The sequence below is a fragment of the Aurantimonas sp. DM33-3 genome, assembly GCF_014334315.1.
Taxonomy (GTDB): Bacteria; Pseudomonadota; Alphaproteobacteria; order Rhizobiales; family Rhizobiaceae; genus Aurantimonas; species Aurantimonas coralicida.
Genome location: NZ_JACSGS010000019.1, coordinates 65,396 through 84,588, shown reverse-complemented (window position 1 = coordinate 84,588; position 19,193 = coordinate 65,396). Strand labels below are relative to the sequence as shown.

Below are 19,193 nucleotides of genomic sequence, written 5' to 3'. Positions count from 1 at the left end.
CCTAGTGCCGGAAGTGGCGCATGCCGGTCATCACCATGGCGATGTCGTTGTCGTCGGCGGCCTTGATGACCTCGTCGTCGCGCATCGAACCGCCCGGCTGGATGACCGCGGTGGCGCCCGCCGCGACGGCCGACAGCAGACCGTCGGCGAAGGGGAAAAAGGCGTCGGACGCAACCACCGCGCCGCGCGTCAGCGGCTCGCCATGGCCGGCAGCAGCCGCGGCATCCTCGGCCTTGCGCGCCGCGATGCGGGCCGAATCTACCCGGCTCATCTGGCCGGCGCCAACGCCGACCGTGGCGAGGTCACGGGCATAGACGATGGCGTTGGACTTGACGTGCTTGGCGACCCGGAAGGCGAATTTCAGGTCGGCCAGCTCGGCCTCGCTCGGCGCGCGCCGGGTGACCACCTTCAGGTCGAGATCGTCGACGACGCCTGCATCGCGCGACTGGACGAGCAGGCCGCCGGCGACCGACTTGACGGTGCGCCCGGCGGCACGCGGATCGGGCAGGCCGCCGGTCAGGAGCAGGCGCAGATTCTTCTTGCCCGCGACGATCGCGATGGCGTCCTCGTCGGCCGCCGGCGCGATGATCACTTCGGTGAAGACCTGCACGATCGCTTCCGCCGCCGCCCGGTCGAGCTTGCGGTTAAGCGCGACGATGCCGCCGAAGGCCGAGACCGGATCGCAGGCCAGCGCCTTCCGATAGGCATCGAGAAGGTCGGAGCCCTCCGCCACGCCGCAAGGGTTGGCATGCTTGATGATGGCGACCGCGGCGGTACGGGCCGGATCGAACTCGCCGACGAGCTCGAAGGCCGCGTCGGTGTCGTTGATGTTGTTGTAGGAGAGCGCCTTGCCCTGCAGTTGCCGCGCCGTGGCGACGCCGGCACGGCTCTCGCCGGTCCGGTAGAAGCCGGCGCTCTGATGCGGGTTCTCGCCGTAGCGCAGCGCTTCCGACAGCGAGCCCGACACGCTGACGCGCTGGGGCATTTCATCGCCCACTACGCCGGCAAACCATGTCGACACCGCCGCATCATAGGCCGCAGTGCGGGCATAGGCGGCAGCCGCCAGACGCTGGCGCAGGGCGAAGTCGGTCTCGCTATTTGCGGACTTCAGCGCCTGAAGCACCGTGTCGTATTCGGCCGGATCGACCACCACGGTGACATAGCCATGGTTCTTGGCCCCGGCGCGGATCATCGCCGGTCCGCCGATGTCGATATTCTCGACGATCGTCGCGGTGTCGGCGCCGCCGGCCAGCGTCTCCTCGAACGGATAGAGATTGGACACCAGCATATCGATGCCGGCAATGCCGTGGGTCTCCATGGCCTTGGCATGCTCGGCATCGTCGCGAATGCCCAGCAGCCCGCCATGGACGCCCGGATGCAGGGTCTTCACCCGGCCATCCATGATCTCGGGAAAGCCGGTCAGCTCGGAGACGTCGCGCACGGCCAGGCCGGCCTCGCTCAGCGCCCGGTAGGTGCCGCCGGTGGAGACCAGCTCGACGTCGAGCGACGCCAGTTCACGGGCGAAATCGACAAGGCCGGTCTTGTCGAAGACCGACAGCAGCGCGCGGCGAACCCGCACGCGATCGGGGGCCTGCGTGGCATTGGCTTTGAGAGACATCGGCTTTTCCTGCGTGGCACGGATGGGAGTCCGCCCCTGATAGTCAGCCGCGCCGCTTCCCACAATGGTGGTCGGCGGTCCGGGCCGCTATCGCCGCGGCGCAGGCGATGCCGCAGTGCCGGGATTGACCATGTCGTCAGGGGCGTCGCGCGCCGCGGCCGAGCGCGCCTCCAGATCGTCCAGAGTGTTCGGCAGGACGCCGACGGCGCGGTTCATGCCGCCGCAACCGGCAAGAAGCGCAAGGCAGAGCGAGAGAAGTGCGATCCGGGTCATGCCTGGCAGATGGGGAGCGGACCGGCGCAATCCAGCCCCGTCATGCGCGGCGTGACGGCCTGCCCGGTCTCACCCTCATCCAATCCTTGGTGGGAAACGGGCTCCGCCCGTTCCGTCAGGCTTCGCGCTCGAAGCGCCAGGCGATGCCGGCCGGATCGTAGGCATCGAAGGGCACGGCCAGTTGCAGCGTACGCCGCGCACCGCCGGCATCGGCGAAGAAGATCGAATCCTCGATCTCGACCCGGGCATCGGCCCGGAACAGCCAGCGCTGCCCGCGCACCGCCAGCCGGACGCCGTCGCCGATCAACTCGACGCTGACCGAAGGATGCAGGTGGAAGCGGGCCGTCGCCTTGCCGGCGTCGCTGCCGGTGCGAACCGTGGCGCTGCGCTGGAAGCTGTCGTGGCCTTCCACCGTCCAGCCATCCTCGGCAAGGCTCACCTGACGGCGATGCAGCAGGCCGGACTGGCGCTCATAGCCGTTGTGGTTGGCTTCGAAGCCGCGCACCGGATCGCCGAGTTCGCCCGACAGTACCTCCGTCGGCCCCGGCACCAGCGGCGTGCCGAGAAACCGGTCGAGGCTTTCGGACCGGGCGAAATGCGACGAGGAGCGATCGTCGAGCGTCACCGTCGAATGGGCGGCGGTCGAGCGGGACAGGCGGCGCCATTCGGCGTCGGCGGTCAGCGGGCGGCCGCAATTGACCACGATGCGGTTCGCCTCGCAGGAGAGCTCGAAGCCGAGCGTGCCGGCATGGGCATTGCGCGAGACCAGCGCCGGCGGCGGGCAGCCGGTATCGGCGACGATGACGCTCGAGCCGGCGGCCAGCCGGTGGTAGCCGGACTGCCGTGCATGGGTGATCGGCTCGCCCAGCGTCTCGTCGTAGCGCAGCAGCACCGTCATCAGATGGATGTCGGAGGCGCCCGAACCGTTGAACAGCGCCAGCGAACCGTCGGAATGGCGGAAGAAGCGCACCGCCGGCAGCATCCGGTCGATCGCCGAATACAGGCCGCGGGGCAGCGCCTGGCCCTGGCGCAGATAGGTCTGCCGCAGCGGGATCAGATCGGCAAGGATCGCCACCGGCGCGGCCGGATCGCGCGAGATGTGGCCGCCATCGGGAAACACCTGGCGGTCGAGTTCCTCGGCCAGATGCCGTGCCGCGATCTTGATGCGACCGCTGGCCGCCGGCAGGCAGAGCGAGACGAAGGCGAGCGCCGTGCGCACCTGCAGCCGCGGCGTGCCCTCGGGCGCCTCCTGGGCGACGGAGCGCAGATAGCGGGCCTGCGACGACAGGCTGCGCAGAAAGCGCTTGTGGAAGCCGGCATCGGCGTCGGCCAGCAGCATGTCGGCATGGCTCAGCCAGGCGATCATCCGGCGTGCGGCCACTGCGGGCTCGAAGGCGGGATCGGCCAGCGTGCCGCCCTTCTGGCGGATCCAGTCGTCAACGAGGGTGCGGGCGTTCTGCACGGCCAGGGCGTCACCGGCCTCGGCATGGTGGCGCAGCCAGTCGAAACCGTGGAGTTCGGCCGCATAGGCTTCCGACGGCAGCGTCGCCTGGAAGATCGAGGTGCGGCCGGGTTCGAGCAATTGTCCGGCGAAGAAGAAACGGCCGGCATAGATCGCCTCGGCGATCATCGGGTCGCCATGGCGCAGGGAAGGCGGCACGACCAGAAGCTTGCCGGCGCGGCCACCGGCGAAACGCCAGCGGTGCAGCGGACCGGTCCGCAGCCGCCGCCGCGCCCGGCGCCACACTTCACGTAGCGTCAGGACAGCGAGGAGCGGTTGACCTGCCAAGCTCGTCGTCACTCCCGGACCCCACTGCGGGCAACGCGCCCGTTCGACTGGTTGATATCCTTCGCGAAACCCGTCTCCGACCCCATTGGGGCAGGATCAGCGGGTCAGCGCAACAGCCATCACTTTCTCCGAATGTGGTAAAAACTTCGCTAAGACTTGCGGCGAAAGCTGGACCGCGCCCTTTTCGCCGGGCGCGGCCCGCTCAGATCCGCTTCAGCCGCGCGGCGTAGAAGCCGTCGAGCCCGCCGGTCGCGGCTGCATCCGCGGCACCGCCCATCATGTCCGGCGTCGTGCGCAGATCGCCCTCCGGGGTGAGCGCGAACTCCATGCCCGGCAGCTCACCCGGCTGCACGGGATCGCGGACGATGTCCGAACGATCGGCGAGGAGAGCCGCGACGATCGCCTCGCCCTCGGCCGGATCCAGCGAGCAATTGGAGAAGACCAGCCGGCCGCCCGGCGCCAGAAGCCGCACCGCCTCGCCGAGCAGGCGTGCCTGCACGCCGGCCAGCTTTGCGATTTCCTCCCCGTCCTTGGTGTAGGGCACGTCCGGATGCCGGCGGATCGTGCCGGTGGACGAGCACGGCGCGTCGAGAAGAATGGCGTCGAAGGGTTCGGCCGGTTCGAAGGCGGCGATGTCGCCCACCACGGCCTCGGCCTCCAGCGACAGGCGCGCCAGATTGGCCTTCAGCCGCTTCATCCGGTTGGCATTGATGTCGAGGGCGGTCACGGCGCCGCCGGCGGCGATCAGCTGCGCCGTCTTGCCACCCGGCGCGGCGCAGAGATCGGCGACCCGCTTGCCCGTCAGATCGCCGAACAATTGCGTCGGCAGCGCCGCAGCGGCGTCCTGCACCCACCATTCGCCCTCGGCAAAGCCCTCGAGCGCCGTCACCGGCCCGTCGAAGCTGCCGAGCCGCACGGTGCCGTTCGGCAGGGCGACGCCGCCAAGCTTCCCGGCCCAGCCCGCAGGATCGCGCTTGACGGTGAGGTCGAGCGGGGCCGGCGTCAGATGCGCCCGCGCGATCGCCTCGGTGCGCTCGGGTCCGTAGGCCGCCACCATGCGTGCGGCCAGCCAGTCTGGCATGTTCTCCGTCGCCGTGGCGACCTCGCGCAAGGTGTCCTTTTCCCGCGACAGGCGGCGCAGCACGGCGTTGATCATGCCGGCGAAGCGACGGCTGCGGGAATCCACATTCGCCGCCGCGACGGCAAGGTCGACAGCGGCCGAATCCGGCACGTCGAGGAACAGGATCTGCGTCGCGCCGACATGCAGGATGTGCTTCAGCGCCGCCGCATTGGGTGGCAGCGGCCGGTCGAGACAGGCGTCGAGGGCACGGCTGATGGTGCCGCGGAACCTGAGTGCCGAGAGAATGATCGCCTTGACCAGCCCCTGGTCGCGACTTTCCAGCGCGCGGAAACCGGGATGCCCGCCGGCCGCGTCGAGAAGACCGTCCGCCGAGGTGCGGGCATCGACGATCGCCGACAGCATCTTCGTTGCCACCAGGCGGGCGCCAAGGCCGGGGCGGTCGTTCGCCGAGTAGCCATCGGGCACGAAGCCGTCGGCACCGTCGGAAATCCGCGGGCCGTTGCCCGCCCCGTCATTGTGCCGGGGCGCCTTGCCCGGCAAGGGCCGCTTGCGCGGCGCCGAGCGGGAGGCATCGAAATTGCCGCCGCGGCGGGTCTTGCGGCCGTCCGATCCAGCGCTCAACCCCACGGTCCCCGCTTGCGGCCGCCGGCGGAGGGGCGATCGCCCCTGCCCCACGGGCCCGAACGGGTCCGGTCGATCCCGGCCTGCGGCGCGGCAGCAACGAAGCCGCCGTCGCCACCGCCCATCTCCAGCGCCATCTGTTTCAGTGCCGCGATCCGGTTGGCGGTGTCCGGATGGGTGGAGAAGAGATTGTCCATGCGCTGGCCTGACAGGGGATTGATGATGAACATGTGGGCCGTCGCCGGATTGCGCTCGGCGTCCTGGTTCACCGTACGCCCGGCTGCGCTGGCGATCTTGCCGAGCGCCGAGGCGAGCCAGCCCGGATTACCACAGATTTCCGCACCCCGCCGGTCGGCGGCATATTCTCGCGTCCGGCTGATCGCCATCTGGACGATCATCGCGGCCAGCGGCGCGACGATGATCGCCGCGATCACGCCGATGAAGCCGAGGGGATTGTTGTTGTCGCGGTTGCCGCCGAAGAAGAAGGCGAAATTGCCCAGCATCGAGATCGCACCGGCCAGCGTCGCGGTGATCGTCATGATCAGCGTGTCGCGGTTCTGCACATGGGCGAGCTCATGCGCCATGACGGCGGCGACCTCTTCGGGCGTCAGGCGCTCCAGCAGCCCGGTCGTCGCCGCCACCGCCGCATTCTCGGGATTGCGCCCTGTGGCGAAGGCGTTCGGCTGGGCGTTGTTGATGACATAGACCTTCGGCATCGGCAGGCCGGCCCGTCCGGCCAGACCTTCCACGATGCGGTAGTATTCCGGCGCGCTGCGCGCGTCGACCTCCTGCGCATGGTGCATCTTCAGCACCATCTTGTCGGAGTTCCAGTAGGAAAACAGGTTCATACCGGCCGCGAAGACGAAGGCGATCATCATGCCGGCGCGGCCGCCGATCATGAAGCCGAGCCCCATGAAGAGGGCGGTCATGAAGGCGATGAGCATCGCCGTCTTGATCATGTTCATCGCAGGTTCCACCACCAAGGAGTCTGCGCGGTCCACCCGCGCCAATCGCCCGGGAAAATGGGGATTGCGGGGTTCCGCTTCAATATTGCGGGGAAACCACCGCGGCTGCAGCGGCCCGGGCAGGCTGCGACACCGGCAAGGGTTTCAAGGCTTCGTCCCTGCCCTTATCTGAAGGCGACGAACCGCAACATGGCACCGACCACAGCAAGGGGCAGACGAGCGATGAGCGACAGCGAGGCAAGGGATCCGGCAACGGCAACGCCCGGCGAAGGCGCGCAGGCCGAGCGCGAGCTGCCGGCCGCCGCCCGCCGTGCCCTCGCCGAAGCCGAGGAACGCCGCCGTCAGGCGGATGCGGACGCGGCGGCATCCCAGGCCAGGGAGATCAACGGACCCAAGGGGCCCGAACCGATCCGTTATGGCGACTGGGAGAAGAACGGGCTGATCTCGGACTTCTGAAGCCGGTTCCCGTTGCAGCCTGTCATTCTGCCCGTGCCTGCGGCGCGCAACGGCTTCCCGCGATGATTGTGGGCCCATCGTCCTAACCATCCGCACCGCGAGCTTGCGCCGATCTTCCGCTGCGTCAGGAATGCGCAATATGGCGGGTCCCCGGGTCGCCGCTTGATCTCTCACCCGCATAGGAATATTGTCCGGGAACCGTCTCCGATTCGTTGGCCGTTGTCGTGACGCATTCCCGTCGAACCATCTGCAGTTGTATCTTCGCGCTGTCGCTCGCCATCCCGGCCGGCGCCGCGCTCGCGGATGACGACGACTATCCGCGGGCGATCGCCGGCCCGGTCGAGGCACGCGTCCTGAAGGTCCGCGACGGCGACACGGTCGAGGTCGAGGCCTTCGTTTGGCCGATGCAGGCGGTTCAGGTCGCGGTGCGACTGAAGGGGATCGACGCACCGGAGAAACGCGGACGTTGCGAGGCCGAGAAGGCCGCCGCCGAAATCGCGAGAGACCGTCTGGTCGCCCTGATCGGATCGGGCAACGTCACCCTCACCGGCATCTCCGGCGACAAGTATTTCGGGCGCGTGCTGGCGACGCTGTCGGTGCCCGGCCAGCCCGATCTCGGCCGCGTCCTTCTGCGCGAGGGCCTCGTGGTCCGCTACGAAGGCGGCAAGCGCCGCGACTGGTGCGACGGCACCCTCCCCGCCGATCTGAGCGCCGTGGACGCCGGCGGCCGGCGTAAGGGCTGACCGCGCGCAGACGCCGACGGCGGCATCTCCCAATGCCCCTTGCCCATCGCAGACCTGGCGTCCGATACTCCTGAACACCCGGCAGCAGCGTGCCGTACAGCCGACGATACCGTTTCACGTGAAACAGGATGCTCCATGACAGCCGGGGAAGCGCGACTCGAGGCCATCGTCCGTCAGGCGATCGCCGCGTTCCAGCCAAAGATTGCCGTGCGGCTGTGGACGGGTGAACGCATCGGCCCGGCCGATGGCCCGGTCCTGGCGCTGAACGATCCGGCGGCGATCGCCCGCCTCGCCCTCAGCCCGCGGATCGTGACGGCAGTCGAACTGTGGATGTCCAAGGCGATCGATGTCGAGGACGGCACGATCTTCGACGTGGCGACGGCGCGCTCCGACATCCGGACGCGGGACGCAATGAAGAAGATCGACCGGCTGGCCATCGCCACCGCCCTGCCCGCCCTCTATACGCTGGCGCGGCGCGGCCGAAAGGCGGCGCGGTCGGCGCCCCAGAGCGGCACGGGCGCCGGCGCCAGCGGCTCGTCCAAGGCCGCGATCCAGTTCCACTACGACATCTCCAACGATTTCTACCGCCTCTTCCTCGACGAGCGGATGCTGTATTCCTGCGCCTATTTCGATGGCTGGCACGACGACATCGACAAGGCGCAGCACGACAAGCTGGACATGATCTGCCGCAAGTTGCGCCTCAAACAGGGCGAGCGCTTCCTCGACATCGGCTGCGGCTGGGGCGCCTTGCTGATCCATGCCGCCGAGCATTATGGCGTCACCGGCCATGGCGTGACCCTGAGCCAGGCCCAATACGACCTCGCTCGCGAGCGGATCGCCGCCAAGGGGCTCGAAGACCGCGTGACGATCGAACTGAAGCCTTTCGAGGAGCTCGACGGGCGCTTCGACAAGATCGCCTCGATCGGCATGTTCGAGCATGTCGGCTGGGACAATCACGCGACCTACCTGACCGCGGTGCGCAAGCTGCTGCGGCCGAACGGGCTCTATCTGCACCACGCGATCACCCGGCCGGCCAAGACCAGCGACGCCAAGTTTCGCAAGGGGACGCGGGAATATGCGGCGATCATCCGCTACATCTTCCCCGGCGCCGAACTCGACCATGTCGGCCATTCGGCGCAGCTTCTGGAGGCGCACCGCTTCGAGGTCCACGACGTGGAGAACTGGCGCGAGCACTATGGCCGCACCTGCCGCCTGTGGCACGACCGCCTGCTCGCCGCGATGCCGGAGGCCAGCCGCATCGCCGGCGAACCCCGCGCCCGGCTGTGGCTTCTGTATCTCGCCGGCGTATCCCTCGGCTTCCAGCGCGGCGGTCTTCTGATCTACCAGACGCTGGCCTCCCGGCGGGCCAAGGGTCCGGCCGAGCTGCCGCCCACCCGTCGCGACCTCTACGACTAGGCCGGCACCCACAGCGCTTGCTTTCGCAAAGCTCCGCCTTCCGGCCGAGCGGTCGCACCTCTGCGGGGTTTCCATGCTCCCGCCGGATCTCCGCCGCGGCACGGCGCATGGGTTCCGTTTGGATGGGCGGCCTGAAACCAGGGCAATAGATACGCGGCGAAATCCCTTCGCCACCGCCACACTCCCCCCTTCGCTGTCACCCCGCATCGCTGCTCTCCGATGCGGCCTTATGGTCCGTAAGGTTCAGGGATCAATGGGTTAGCTGCAAGCAGACGCCTCACGCCCACTTGCATGCGGTGCAGCAAACTCGCTGCCGTTACCGCCTGTAACAGCCCGTGAGCTTTTCGCCACAGAAAAGCCGCAAGTCTAAAAAGTGCGGTTATTTGCGTCTTTCGCGGAACCAGCTGTCGGAGCCGGTCATTGTGCGGCTATCTGTAATCGGGAGTAAGCACGATGAAAAAGTCCTTCTATACCGCCCTTCTCGCCGGCGCCGTCATGCCCTTCGCGGCTTTCGCGCAGGACGCCCAGCCCGCGGCTCCGACGGACACCCCGCCGGCCGCCACCGACAGCGCCATGCCGTCGGACAGCTCCGACGCCGCGGCACCGAGCAGCACGATGGACCCGGCTGCTCCGACCGGCGACGCCTCGGCCCAGACCGACACCGCACCGTCGGCCACCGACGCGCCGACCGACACGGCTGAGAGCCCGGCCGGGACGACCGAGGAGCCTGCCGACATGGCAGCCGAAGAGCCGGCTGACGCCGGCGACATGGCTGCTGCCAGCGCCGGTGCCGATGGCCCCTTCGTGACCGTCCCGCCGTCCGGCGCCTGGCGCGTGACCGATCTCGACGGCAAGGACGTCTATGATACGGCCGGCGAGAGCATCGGCTCGATCACCGACGTGCTGGTCTCCGAGGAAGGCGACGTGATGGCCGTTCTGGTCGGCGTCGGCGGCTTCCTGGGCATCGGCGAAAAGGATGTCGCCGTGTCGATGAGCGCGCTGGAATTCGGCCCGGGCAAGACCGAGGGTCTGCCGACCGAGGAAGAGGCCAACGCCCAGGCGAGCGCCGCGGCGCCGGCCACGGGTGGCACCGGCATGGCGGCCGATCCGGCTGCCGGCGGCACGGGCATGGGCACGGGCGACGCCAACATGTCGACCGCCAGCACCGACGCGTCGGCCGAACCGGTGACCCCGGTCGTCGGCGAGGACAATCTGCCGGACCGTATCGTCCTCAATGTCTCGCGTGAGCAGCTCGAGCAGGCTCCGGCCTACAACGAGCCGGAAGAGGCCGATGACGGCATGGCGGAAGCCGATGGCGGCGCTGCTGCCGATGGCACGATGGCGCCGGCCGGCGACGCTCCGGCGGCCCAGTAATCCGCCAGGGATAAAGCTGTGCCGGGCCGTCCGGCACAGCCGCAGATAGACAGAAGGCCCGTACCGATTGGTGCGGGCCTTTTGCGTTGCGACGTCGGGTCTCGAAACCGAATGGCGATGCCCCTCGCCGCAACCGGACATCAGACAATCAAAAGGCCGCTCCCTTTCGGAAGCGGCCCCGTGATGAACGTCAGCCGGCGGTCGTCGAAGACCGCATGACGGCATCCGCAATTCTCAGGCGAAGCGAGGAGGCTGCTCCGTCGAACCACCGAGAATCATAGACCCAACCGGCTTCAGATTATCACTCGACATTGGATCACCTCCTTCCACTTCGTTGAACACATGAGAAGTATGGGAACCCAACGCCTTGGGCGCAAGAGGGTTTTTCGCCCCCGCCTCCCCGCAGCATGGTTCGCGCAAGCCTGAGGTCAGCCGACCGGGTTCACGTCTCCCACGAAGTTCAGAAGATCCACCATCGTGAACTCGCCCGGATTGGCGGACGGCAGTTCCGGCTTCCAGTTCGACCGCAACCACATGAAGGATTCGTGGTCGCCATGGACAAGGCCGAGGAAGGTCTCGGCGATGATCGTGCTGCCGACGGGGCCGAGGCGACGCCCGTCATGCATGACGCTCGCCTCCTTCAGGATGTAGTACCAGAGCGGCGATGCCTTGTGCATGCCGTGCGCGGCGGCGGCGGCCCCATCGTCCCCGCTGTTCGCGATGTCGGACGGAGACAGCAGGTCGGCCCCCATCGCGCGGGCGATGTCCTGCCCACTCGGCAGAAGCACCTGCACCCCGCGTTTGAGATTGCGGAACGCCAGTTGCGCATGCCGGCCTTGCTCCCCGGGCAGGGAATGCAGGGCCGGAACGATGAACGGATCGAGCCTGCGGGTCTGGTTGACCTTGAAGTTCGGCTCCGGCGCCGTCCCGAAGTCGTAGAACCGCCGCCAGTCGATGACCCAGTTGGACGGCAGATGGGCCTGTGCACCGCCCGGCGCATTGGGGAAATCGGCCGGATCGGCCTGGGCGGCGAGATCGCCGATGATCGCGCCGGATTTGCCGGTGAAGGTGAACAGCAATCCGAGGCTTCCCGGCGCCACGCCACCGTCGCGGAAGACGCGATTGTGGTCGTAGGTCTCGCGCACCATCGAGTGCCCGAGACGATAGGCGGCGGCTCCGAACTCGGCCGGGATGTAGGGCCGGGTCTTGAAGCGGTAGAAGCGCCGCCCCCGCTCGCGGATCTTGTCGATCAGTCCCTTTTCGGTGAGGCGCTCCACCAGATCGTAGAGAACGATCCACTGGTAGTGCCATTGCGCCAGACGCCGCGCCTCCTCGAAGGTCTCGCCGCCATCGAGACCCGGCCTTGTCTGCCCGAGCCAGTCGACGATCGCATTGTGGAATTTCAGGAAAGCCAGATGGGTCTGGGCGACCAGCAGGTTCTCGTCGTTGCGTTCGTCGCCGATCAGCGCCCGGCCGACCGTGTTTCGAGGCAGGTCGTTCGGCAGCTCCCCGATGTTACCGCCATCGGGATCGAAGGACTCGGTTGCCTTGCCGATCAGCAGCTTCGGGGTCTGCCGGCCGCGCAGGTCGCGCTGATACATGAAGGGCGCAAGCGCCGGTCCCGGCCCATAGAGGGAATCGAGATCGAGCGCCGGCGTGCGGAAATTCTGGGTGGCCAGCGGATCCGCAGTCTGCTGGTCCAGCGGCGTCAGATCGAGGGTGATGTCGTGATCGACGAATTGGCCGAGATAGGTGAAGCCGCCGGGAATGTCGGGATTGTCGCCGGCCGTATCGGTCGGCGCGGCGTCCTTCATGGTCGTTGCGAGCTCGAACAGCGGATCGTCGTCGATGATCAGCGGCTCGAGCTTGGGAAACATCCGGCCGAACTTGCCGGGATCGGCATGCCCGTCCAGCGCCTGGAGCGAACGGGCGCTCATCTCGCGCGTTCCGCGACCATGCAACATCTTGATGATATGGGTCATGTCCGTCGTCTCCGAGCAAATGGCCTCGGATCAGAAGGTCAACGGATCGATTGCGCAGAACGCCGATGATGCCGATATCTGTGGCTGCCAGACAAAACAATCACTGAATAAGTGTTCGCCCGCGACGAATGAATTCATTGAATACGCGATCGATGCAGTCAGTTCTTCTGTCCTGACGAAACATATCACGACCTTACGCTAAGTCAAAACGGCGCAGCGCGCCGGCCGGCATCGCTGCCGGCCGGCCTGGCAGTCAGCCCTTGCGGTTCTGGCGGTGCTCGACGAGGTCGTCGACGACGCCCGGATCGGCCAGCGTCGAGGTGTCGCCCAGGGCGCCGAAATCGTCCTCGGCGATCTTGCGCAGGATGCGGCGCATGATCTTGCCGGAGCGGGTCTTCGGCAGGCCCGGCGCGAACTGGATCTTGTCCGGCGAGGCGATCGGGCCGATCTCGTTGCGCACATGAGCGACGAGCTCCTTCTGCAGCGCCTCGGACGGCTCCTCGCCCTCCATCAGCGTTACATAGCAGTAGATGCCCTGCCCCTTGATGTCGTGCGGATAGCCGACGACCGCCGCTTCCGAGACCTTGGCATGGGAGACCAGCGCCGATTCCACCTCGGCCGTACCCATGCGGTGGCCGGAGACATTGATCACGTCGTCGACGCGGCCGGTGATCCACCAATAGCCGTCGGCGTCGCGCCGCGCCCCGTCGCCGGTGAAGTACTTGTTCGGATAGGTCGAGAAATAGGTCTGCTCGAAGCGCTCGTGGTCGCCATAGACCGTGCGCATCTGGCCGGGCCAGGAATCGGTGATGCACAGATTGCCGTCATTGGCGCCGTCCAGCACCGTGCCGACATTGTCGACGAGCTGAGGCTGCACGCCGAAGAACGGCCGCGTCGCCGAGCCCGGCTTCAGGTCCGTGGCGCCGGGCAGCGGCGTGATCAGGATGCCGCCGGTCTCGGTCTGCCACCAAGTATCGACCACCGGCGAGCGCTCGTCTCCCACGACCCGGTAATACCAGCTCCAGACCTCCGGGTTGATCGGCTCGCCGACCGTGCCCAGCACCTTCAGGCTGGCGCGCGAGGTCTTGGTGACCATCTCGTCGCCGGCCCCCATCAGCGAGCGGATCGCCGTCGGCGCGGTGTAGAAGATGTTGACCTTGTGCTTGTCGATCACCTGCCAGAAGCGCGAGGCGTCCGGGTAGTTGGGCACGCCCTCGAACATCAGCGTCGTCGCGCCGTTGGCGAGCGGCCCGTAGACGATGTAGCTGTGGCCGGTCACCCAGCCGACATCCGCCGTGCACCAATAGACGTCGCCGTCATGGTAGTCGAAGACGTATTCGTGGGTCATCGAGGCGTAGACGAGATAGCCGCCCGAGGTGTGCAGCACGCCCTTCGGCTTGCCGGTCGAGCCCGACGTGTAGAGGATGAACAGCGGGTCCTCGGCCTGCATCTCGGCTGGCGGGCAATCGGCGGAGACCGCCTCGCGCGCCTCGTGCCACCACACGTCGCGCCCGTCCTGCCAAGCCACCTCGCCGCCGGTGCGCTGGATCACCAGCATGGTCTTCACCGTTTGGCCGGCCTTTTCGGCGATCTCGCAGGCCCGGTCGGCATTCTTCTTCAGCGGCACCTTGCGGCCACCGCGCAGACCCTCGTCGGCGGTGATCAGCACGTCAGACTGCGCGCCCTCGATCCGGCCGCCCAGCGCGTCCGGCGAGAACCCGCCGAACACCACCGAATGGATCGCGCCGATCCGGGCACAGGCCAGCATGGCATAGGCTGCCTCGGGCACCATCGGCATGTAGATGGTCACCCGGTCGCCCTTCTTGACGCCGCGATCCTTCAGGACATTGGCCATGCGCGACACCTCCTCGTGGAGCTGCCGGTAGGTGATCGCCTTGGAATCGGCCGGGTCGTCCCCCTCCCAGAGGATGGCCGTCTGGTCGCCGCGGGTTTCCAGATGCCGGTCGATGCAATTGGCGGCGACGTTGAGCGTGCCGTCCTCGAACCAGCGGATGTCGATATTGCCGGGCGCGAAGGAGGTGTTCTTCACCCGCTCATAGGGCTTGATCCAGTCGAGGCGCTTGCCGTGCTCGCCCCAGAAGCCGTCCGGCTCCTCGACGCTGCGGCGGTACCAGTCCTGGTACTGATCGTCCGTCAGCTTCGCCCGCGCCTTCCACTCGTCCTTGACGTGGATCGTGCTCATGCTTTCGCCTCCCGCAGTATCGCCGGAACAGGTCCGGCATTTGGAGGCAATCTAGGGTGAAAGCGCCGGAAGGGTCCAGTTCGCCGCTGTCATACTTTCGCGGGGCAAGGGCACACGGCGCACCGCCCTAGCCGAACAGGCCGATGGTCACGCTCATGATGACCAGGACACCGAGCCAGTGCCCGGCATTCAGATAGGTTAGCCGGCGCGGCCGGGCTTCGTAGGAGTGATCCACGACCATCGCGGTGAGAATGAAACCGGCCCAGGCGAGAATACCGGTGATCAGCGCATTGCCGACGTTCACAGGACCGATATGGCCGATAAGTCCCGCCAGGACGCCGGCCATCACCAGTTCGGCGATGAAGACGATCGCCAGCGGGTCAGGCTTCAGCGCCGGCCGGCCCTCATAGCCGCTCGCCGTCATCCAGGATTTCTCGAGAGCGCGGTGCCAACCGAAACCGAAGGCAAATGCGAGGAGGGCGGCGATCAGCACGCCGAGCGGGCTGAAGTTGGAAAATCCCATGGCGTGATCCTTCGCTGGCCTTGGCAATCCTGCCCGTAACGAGCGAAGCCGCCGGCGGTTTCATGCGGCTGCTACGACAACGCCGCTCGCCGGTTCGCCTGGCGGACCCCAGCCGGCGAGGGCAGGGCGCCCCGAACCTCAGCCATAGTCGCGGGCGCCGAAGATCGCCGAGCCGACGCGCACCGAGGTGGCGCCGAAGCCGATAGCGATCTCGTAGTCGCCCGACATGCCCATCGACAGCTTCTCCACCCCGGCCTCGGCCGCGATCTTTTCCAGCAGCGCGAAATGCGGCCCCGGCTTCTCCTCGGCCGGCGGAATGCACATCAGCCCCTCGATCGTCAGGCCATGCTCGCTGCGGCAGCGTTCGACGAAGGCGACCGCCTCCCTCGGCGCGATCCCGGCCTTCTGGTCTTCCTCGCCGGTGTTGACCTGCACATAGAGGCGGGGATGGCGGCCCTGCTTGGCCATCTCCTTGGCGAGTTCCCTGGCGATCTTTTCGCGGTCGACGCTCTCGATCACGTCGAACAGCGCCACCGCCTCGCCGGCCTTGTTCGACTGCAGCGGCCCGATCAGCCGCAATTCGATGTCCGGGAAGCGTTCGCGCAGCGCCGGCCATTTGGCCTTGGCCTCCTGCACCTTGTTCTCGCCGAAGATCCGCTGGCCGGCTTCCAGCACCGGCAGGATCGTCTCGGCGTCATGGGTCTTGGACACCGCCACGAGGGCCACCGCGTCCTCTGCGCGCCCTGCCTCCCGCGAGGCCTGCGCAATCGCCTGCCGCACCGTTTCCAGCCGCTCCAGCAGCGCTTCGTTCATGCCGTCTCCTTCCGGTGGGCCGTCAGCGCCGCACCTGCATCACTATCGCCGCAATCGGCGGAATTTCCGTCCCGTCATGTTGAACGCAGGCGGGACAACAGAGTAAGTCAAGCCGCATCCCCCATTCGCCTGCCGGTCGAGATCCGGCGGGACCAGCATCCCGATCGGCCGCATGACCACAGAACGCTACAATCCCCGCGCATCCGAACCTCGCTGGCAGACCGCCTGGAACGAGGCGAAGCTGTTCGAGACCCAGACCGACGCGCCGGGCGAAAAGTACTACGTCCTCGAGATGTTTCCCTATCCCTCGGGCCGCATCCATATGGGCCATGTGCGCAATTATGCCATGGGCGACGTGGTCGCGCGCTACCGCCGGGCCAAGGGGTTCAACGTGCTGCATCCGATGGGCTGGGACGCCTTCGGCATGCCGGCCGAGAACGCCGCGATGCAGAACAAGGTGCATCCGCGCGAATGGACCTACCAGAACATCGCGACCATGCGCGGCCAGTTGAAGTCGATGGGCCTGTCGCTGGACTGGTCGCGTGAATTCGCGACCTGCGACGTCGAATACTACCATCGCCAGCAGATGCTGTTCCTCGACTTCCTGGCCAAGGGCCTGGCCTATCGCAAGAAGTCCAAGGTCAACTGGGATCCGGTCGACATGACCGTCCTCGCCAACGAGCAGGTGATCGACGGCAAGGGCTGGCGTTCGGGCGCCGATGTCGAGCAGCGCGAACTGACCCAGTGGTTCTTCCGCATCACCGATTTCGCCGACGACCTGCTGTCGGCCCTCGACCATCTGCCGGGCTGGCCGGAGAAGGTCCGGCTGATGCAGAAGAACTGGATCGGCAAGTCCGAGGGCCTTTTGGTGCGCTGGGCGCTGGACACGGCGACGAAACCCGAGGGTTTCGACGACGTCACCGTGTTCACGACGCGGCCCGACACGCTGTTCGGCGCCTCCTTCGTCGCCGTCGCCGCCGACCATCCGCTGGCCGCCAGGGCCGCCGAGGCCAATCCCGAGCTGCAGGCCTTCATCGCCGAATGCCGGCGCCAGGGCACCTCCGCCGCAGCGCTGGAGACGGCCGAGAAGAAGGGCATGCCGACGGGGATCTCCGTCACCCACCCCTTCGACCCGGAATGGAAGCTGCCGGTCTATGTCGCCAATTTCGTGCTGATGGATTACGGCACCGGCGCGGTCTTCGGCTGCCCGGCCCATGATCAGCGCGATCTCGACTTCGCCCGCAAATACGATTTGCCGGTGCGCGCCGTCGTCTTGCCGCAGGGCGCCGATGCCGAGACCTTCGACGTCGGCAGCGAAGCCTATGTCGGTGACGGCACGATCTGCCGCTCGGACTTCCTCGACGGCCTGTCGCCGGATGCCGCCTTCGATGCCGTCGCCGAGCGGCTGGAGGCCACCACGCTGAACGGCCGGCCCCAGGCCGAGCGCCAGGTCAATTTCCGCCTGCGCGACTGGGGCATTTCGCGCCAGCGCTATTGGGGCTGCCCGATCCCGGTCCTGCATTGCGAGGCCTGCGGCGTCGTGCCGGAAGCCCGCGAGAACCTGCCGGTGAAGCTGCCGGACGACATCGATTTCGAAAAGCCCGGCAATCCGCTGGACCGCCATCCGACCTGGCGCGACGCCACCTGCCCCCAATGCGGCGGCAAGGCAAAGCGCGAGACCGACACGATGGACACCTTCGTCGACTCCTCGTGGTATTTCGCCCGTTTCACGGCGCCGCAGGCGCATGAGCCGACCGATCCGCAGGCCGCCAATGCCTGGCTGCCGGTCGACCAGTATATCGGCGGCATCGAGCACGCGATCCTGCACCTGCTCTATTCGCGTTTCTTCGTACGGGCGATGCGCGAATGCGGCCATGTCGCGCTCGACGAGCCCTTCAAGGGCCTGTTCACGCAGGGCATGGTGGTCCACGAGACCTATCGCGACGGCCGCGAATGGGTCGCCCCGGTGGACGTGGCGATCGCCGAAGGCGAGGGGACCCGCACCGCGACGCGCCTGTCGACTGGCAGCCCGATCGAGATCGGAGGCATCGAGAAGATGTCGAAGTCGAAGAAGAACGTCGTCGATCCGGACGACATCATCGCCTCCTACGGCGCCGACACGGCCCGCTGGTTCATGCTGTCGGATTCGCCGCCGGACCGCGACGTGATCTGGACCGAGGCCGGCGTCGAGGGCGCCCACCGCTTCGTCCAGCGCCTGTGGCGCCTCGTCTCCGAGACCGCACCACGCATTGCCGGTGCCGATGCAAGCCCGCAGAGCGAGGACGAGGCGGTGCTGACCATCCGCCGCGCCGCCCACCGCGCCGCGGCCGGCGTCGCCGACGACATCGAGCGCCTCGGCTTCAACAAGGCCGTCGCCCGCATCTACGAACTGGTCAACACGCTGGCGGCCTCCGTCTCCGGTGTCTCGGCCGACAGCGACCCGGCGCTGAAGGCCGCGGCCCGCGAAGCGCTGACCATTCTGGTGCGCCTGATCGCGCCGATGATGCCGCATCTGGCCGAGGAATGCTGGACGACCCTGGGCATGGACGGCCTCGCCGCGGCCGCCCCCTGGCCGGACGTCGACCCGGCGCTCCTGAAGGACGACAGCATCACCATGCCGGTCCAGATCAACGGCAAGAAGCGCGGCGACTTGACCGTACCGGCTTCGGCCGGCAAACCTGATATCGAACAGGCGGCGCTGGCGCTCGACGTCGTGCAGGCAGCGTTGGCCGGCAATTCGCCGAAGCGCGTCGTGGTCGTCCCCGGGAGAATCGTCAATGTCGTTCTTTGATGCGGGCCGGCCTCGCGCTCTCGCGGCGCTCTGTCTCCTCGCCGGCGGCCTTGCCCTGTCGGGCTGCACCGGGCGGCCGCTCTATGCCGGCGGCCTGACCACCGATGTCATGGCGCCGGACGGGCAGCTCGTCTCCCTGCGCGGCCGGATCGCCGTCTCCGAAGCCGGCAATCGCACCATCCAGATCGTCCGCAACGCCCTGTTGTTCCGGCTGAACCAGGGCACACGGGTGAGTGAGCCGCTCTATACCGTCGCCCTCAGTGGCAGCGGCAGCGAGATCGGCATCGCGGTCGAGCCGGGCGGGCAGGCCGCGGCGTCGCTCTACTACATGAGCGCCAGCTACACCCTGACGCGGAACTCCGACGGCACCGTGCTGGCCACCGGCAAGCGTACCGAGACGGTGCCCTTCGACCGGACCGGCCAGCTCTACCAGAGCCAGCGGGCAGTGATCGACGCGCGCGACCGGGCCGGCAAGGCCGTCGCCGGACAGATCGAGCTGGAAATCGCCCGTGCGCTGACCAAGGCCGGCGTGTAGACACGTCCCC

General features: G+C 67.5%; 16 protein-coding genes. 7 read left to right on the top strand and 9 right to left on the bottom strand.

The features are described 5' to 3' along the window. Position 1: 1 nt before the first annotated feature. From purH to htpX, 5 genes are all read right to left on the bottom strand, one after another. Complete coding sequence (gene purH, locus H9Q09_RS19875) at positions 2–1,618, bottom strand: bifunctional phosphoribosylaminoimidazolecarboxamide formyltransferase/IMP cyclohydrolase (protein ID WP_187392474.1); 1,617 nt, start codon at positions 1,616–1,618, stop codon at positions 2–4. A gap of 87 nt (positions 1,619–1,705) precedes the next feature. Next, positions 1,706–1,891, bottom strand: coding sequence for a hypothetical protein (locus H9Q09_RS19870; RefSeq protein ID WP_187392473.1), 186 nt, complete (start codon positions 1,889–1,891; stop codon positions 1,706–1,708). Positions 1,892–2,006: 115 nt separating this feature from the next. Then, positions 2,007–3,680, bottom strand: coding sequence for a heparinase II/III family protein (locus H9Q09_RS19865; RefSeq protein ID WP_187392472.1), 1,674 nt, complete (start codon positions 3,678–3,680; stop codon positions 2,007–2,009). A 202-nt stretch (positions 3,681–3,882) separates the two neighbouring features. Beyond that, a complete protein-coding gene (locus H9Q09_RS19860) occupies positions 3,883–5,382 on the bottom strand; it encodes an RsmB/NOP family class I SAM-dependent RNA methyltransferase (protein WP_348646338.1) in 1,500 nt (499 codons plus the stop codon). Next, a complete protein-coding gene (gene htpX / locus H9Q09_RS19855; protein WP_187392471.1) occupies positions 5,379–6,347 on the bottom strand; it encodes a zinc metalloprotease HtpX in 969 nt (322 codons plus the stop codon). Before htpX ends, H9Q09_RS19860 begins: the two co-directional genes overlap by 4 nt. Positions 6,348–6,569: 222 nt before the next feature. Between htpX and H9Q09_RS19850 the strand changes: the two genes are divergently transcribed. The 4 genes from H9Q09_RS19850 to H9Q09_RS19835 all read left to right on the top strand — a co-directional run bounded on the left by H9Q09_RS19850 (position 6,570) and on the right by H9Q09_RS19835 (position 10,336). Then, positions 6,570–6,803, top strand: a complete 234-nt coding sequence (locus tag H9Q09_RS19850; protein ID WP_187392470.1) for a DUF1674 domain-containing protein — start codon at positions 6,570–6,572, stop codon at positions 6,801–6,803. A 224-nt stretch (positions 6,804–7,027) separates the two neighbouring features. Next, positions 7,028–7,546, top strand: a complete 519-nt coding sequence (locus H9Q09_RS19845) for a thermonuclease family protein (protein WP_348646337.1) — start codon at positions 7,028–7,030, stop codon at positions 7,544–7,546. Positions 7,547–7,681: 135 nt separating this feature from the next. Continuing rightward, entirely contained in the window at positions 7,682–8,962 is a 1,281-nt protein-coding gene (locus H9Q09_RS19840) for a cyclopropane-fatty-acyl-phospholipid synthase family protein (protein ID WP_187392468.1), read from the top strand. A gap of 453 nt (positions 8,963–9,415) precedes the next feature. Next, complete coding sequence (locus H9Q09_RS19835; RefSeq protein WP_246716248.1) at positions 9,416–10,336, top strand: PRC-barrel domain-containing protein; 921 nt, start codon at positions 9,416–9,418, stop codon at positions 10,334–10,336. A 428-nt stretch (positions 10,337–10,764) separates the two neighbouring features. On the opposite strand, the gene H9Q09_RS19830 is transcribed toward H9Q09_RS19835, so the two are convergent. Continuing rightward, positions 10,765–12,318, bottom strand: a complete 1,554-nt coding sequence (locus H9Q09_RS19830; protein WP_187392467.1) for a heme peroxidase family protein — start codon at positions 12,316–12,318, stop codon at positions 10,765–10,767. On the opposite strand from H9Q09_RS19830, the gene H9Q09_RS19825 reads away from it, so the two are divergent. Continuing rightward, positions 12,317–12,520, top strand: a complete 204-nt coding sequence (locus H9Q09_RS19825) for a hypothetical protein (protein ID WP_187392466.1) — start codon at positions 12,317–12,319, stop codon at positions 12,518–12,520. The genes H9Q09_RS19830 and H9Q09_RS19825 overlap by 2 nt on opposite strands. 51 nt (positions 12,521–12,571) lie before the next feature. Here the strand turns inward: H9Q09_RS19825 and acs are convergent, their stop codons facing one another. The 3 genes from acs to H9Q09_RS19805 form a co-directional block, all read right to left on the bottom strand. Then, positions 12,572–14,521 (bottom strand): acetate--CoA ligase, encoded by a 1,950-nt coding sequence (gene acs, locus H9Q09_RS19820; RefSeq protein ID WP_187392465.1) that lies wholly within the window; start codon positions 14,519–14,521, stop codon positions 12,572–12,574. Between the two features lie 127 nt (positions 14,522–14,648). After that, on the bottom strand, positions 14,649–15,044 hold the full coding sequence (locus H9Q09_RS19815; RefSeq protein ID WP_187392464.1) for a DUF1761 domain-containing protein: 396 nt from the start codon (positions 15,042–15,044) through the stop codon (positions 14,649–14,651). A 138-nt stretch (positions 15,045–15,182) separates the two neighbouring features. Next, a complete protein-coding gene (locus tag H9Q09_RS19805) occupies positions 15,183–15,857 on the bottom strand; it encodes a YggS family pyridoxal phosphate-dependent enzyme (RefSeq protein WP_187392463.1) in 675 nt (224 codons plus the stop codon). A 172-nt stretch (positions 15,858–16,029) separates the two neighbouring features. On the opposite strand from H9Q09_RS19805, the gene leuS reads away from it, so the two are divergent. Next, positions 16,030–18,648, top strand: coding sequence for a leucine--tRNA ligase (gene leuS, locus H9Q09_RS19800; protein ID WP_187392462.1), 2,619 nt, complete (start codon positions 16,030–16,032; stop codon positions 18,646–18,648). Next, positions 18,635–19,183 (top strand): hypothetical protein, encoded by a 549-nt coding sequence (locus H9Q09_RS19795; protein WP_187392461.1) that lies wholly within the window; start codon positions 18,635–18,637, stop codon positions 19,181–19,183. The genes leuS and H9Q09_RS19795 overlap by 14 nt, the downstream gene beginning before the upstream one ends. Positions 19,184–19,193: the final 10 nt, after the last annotated feature.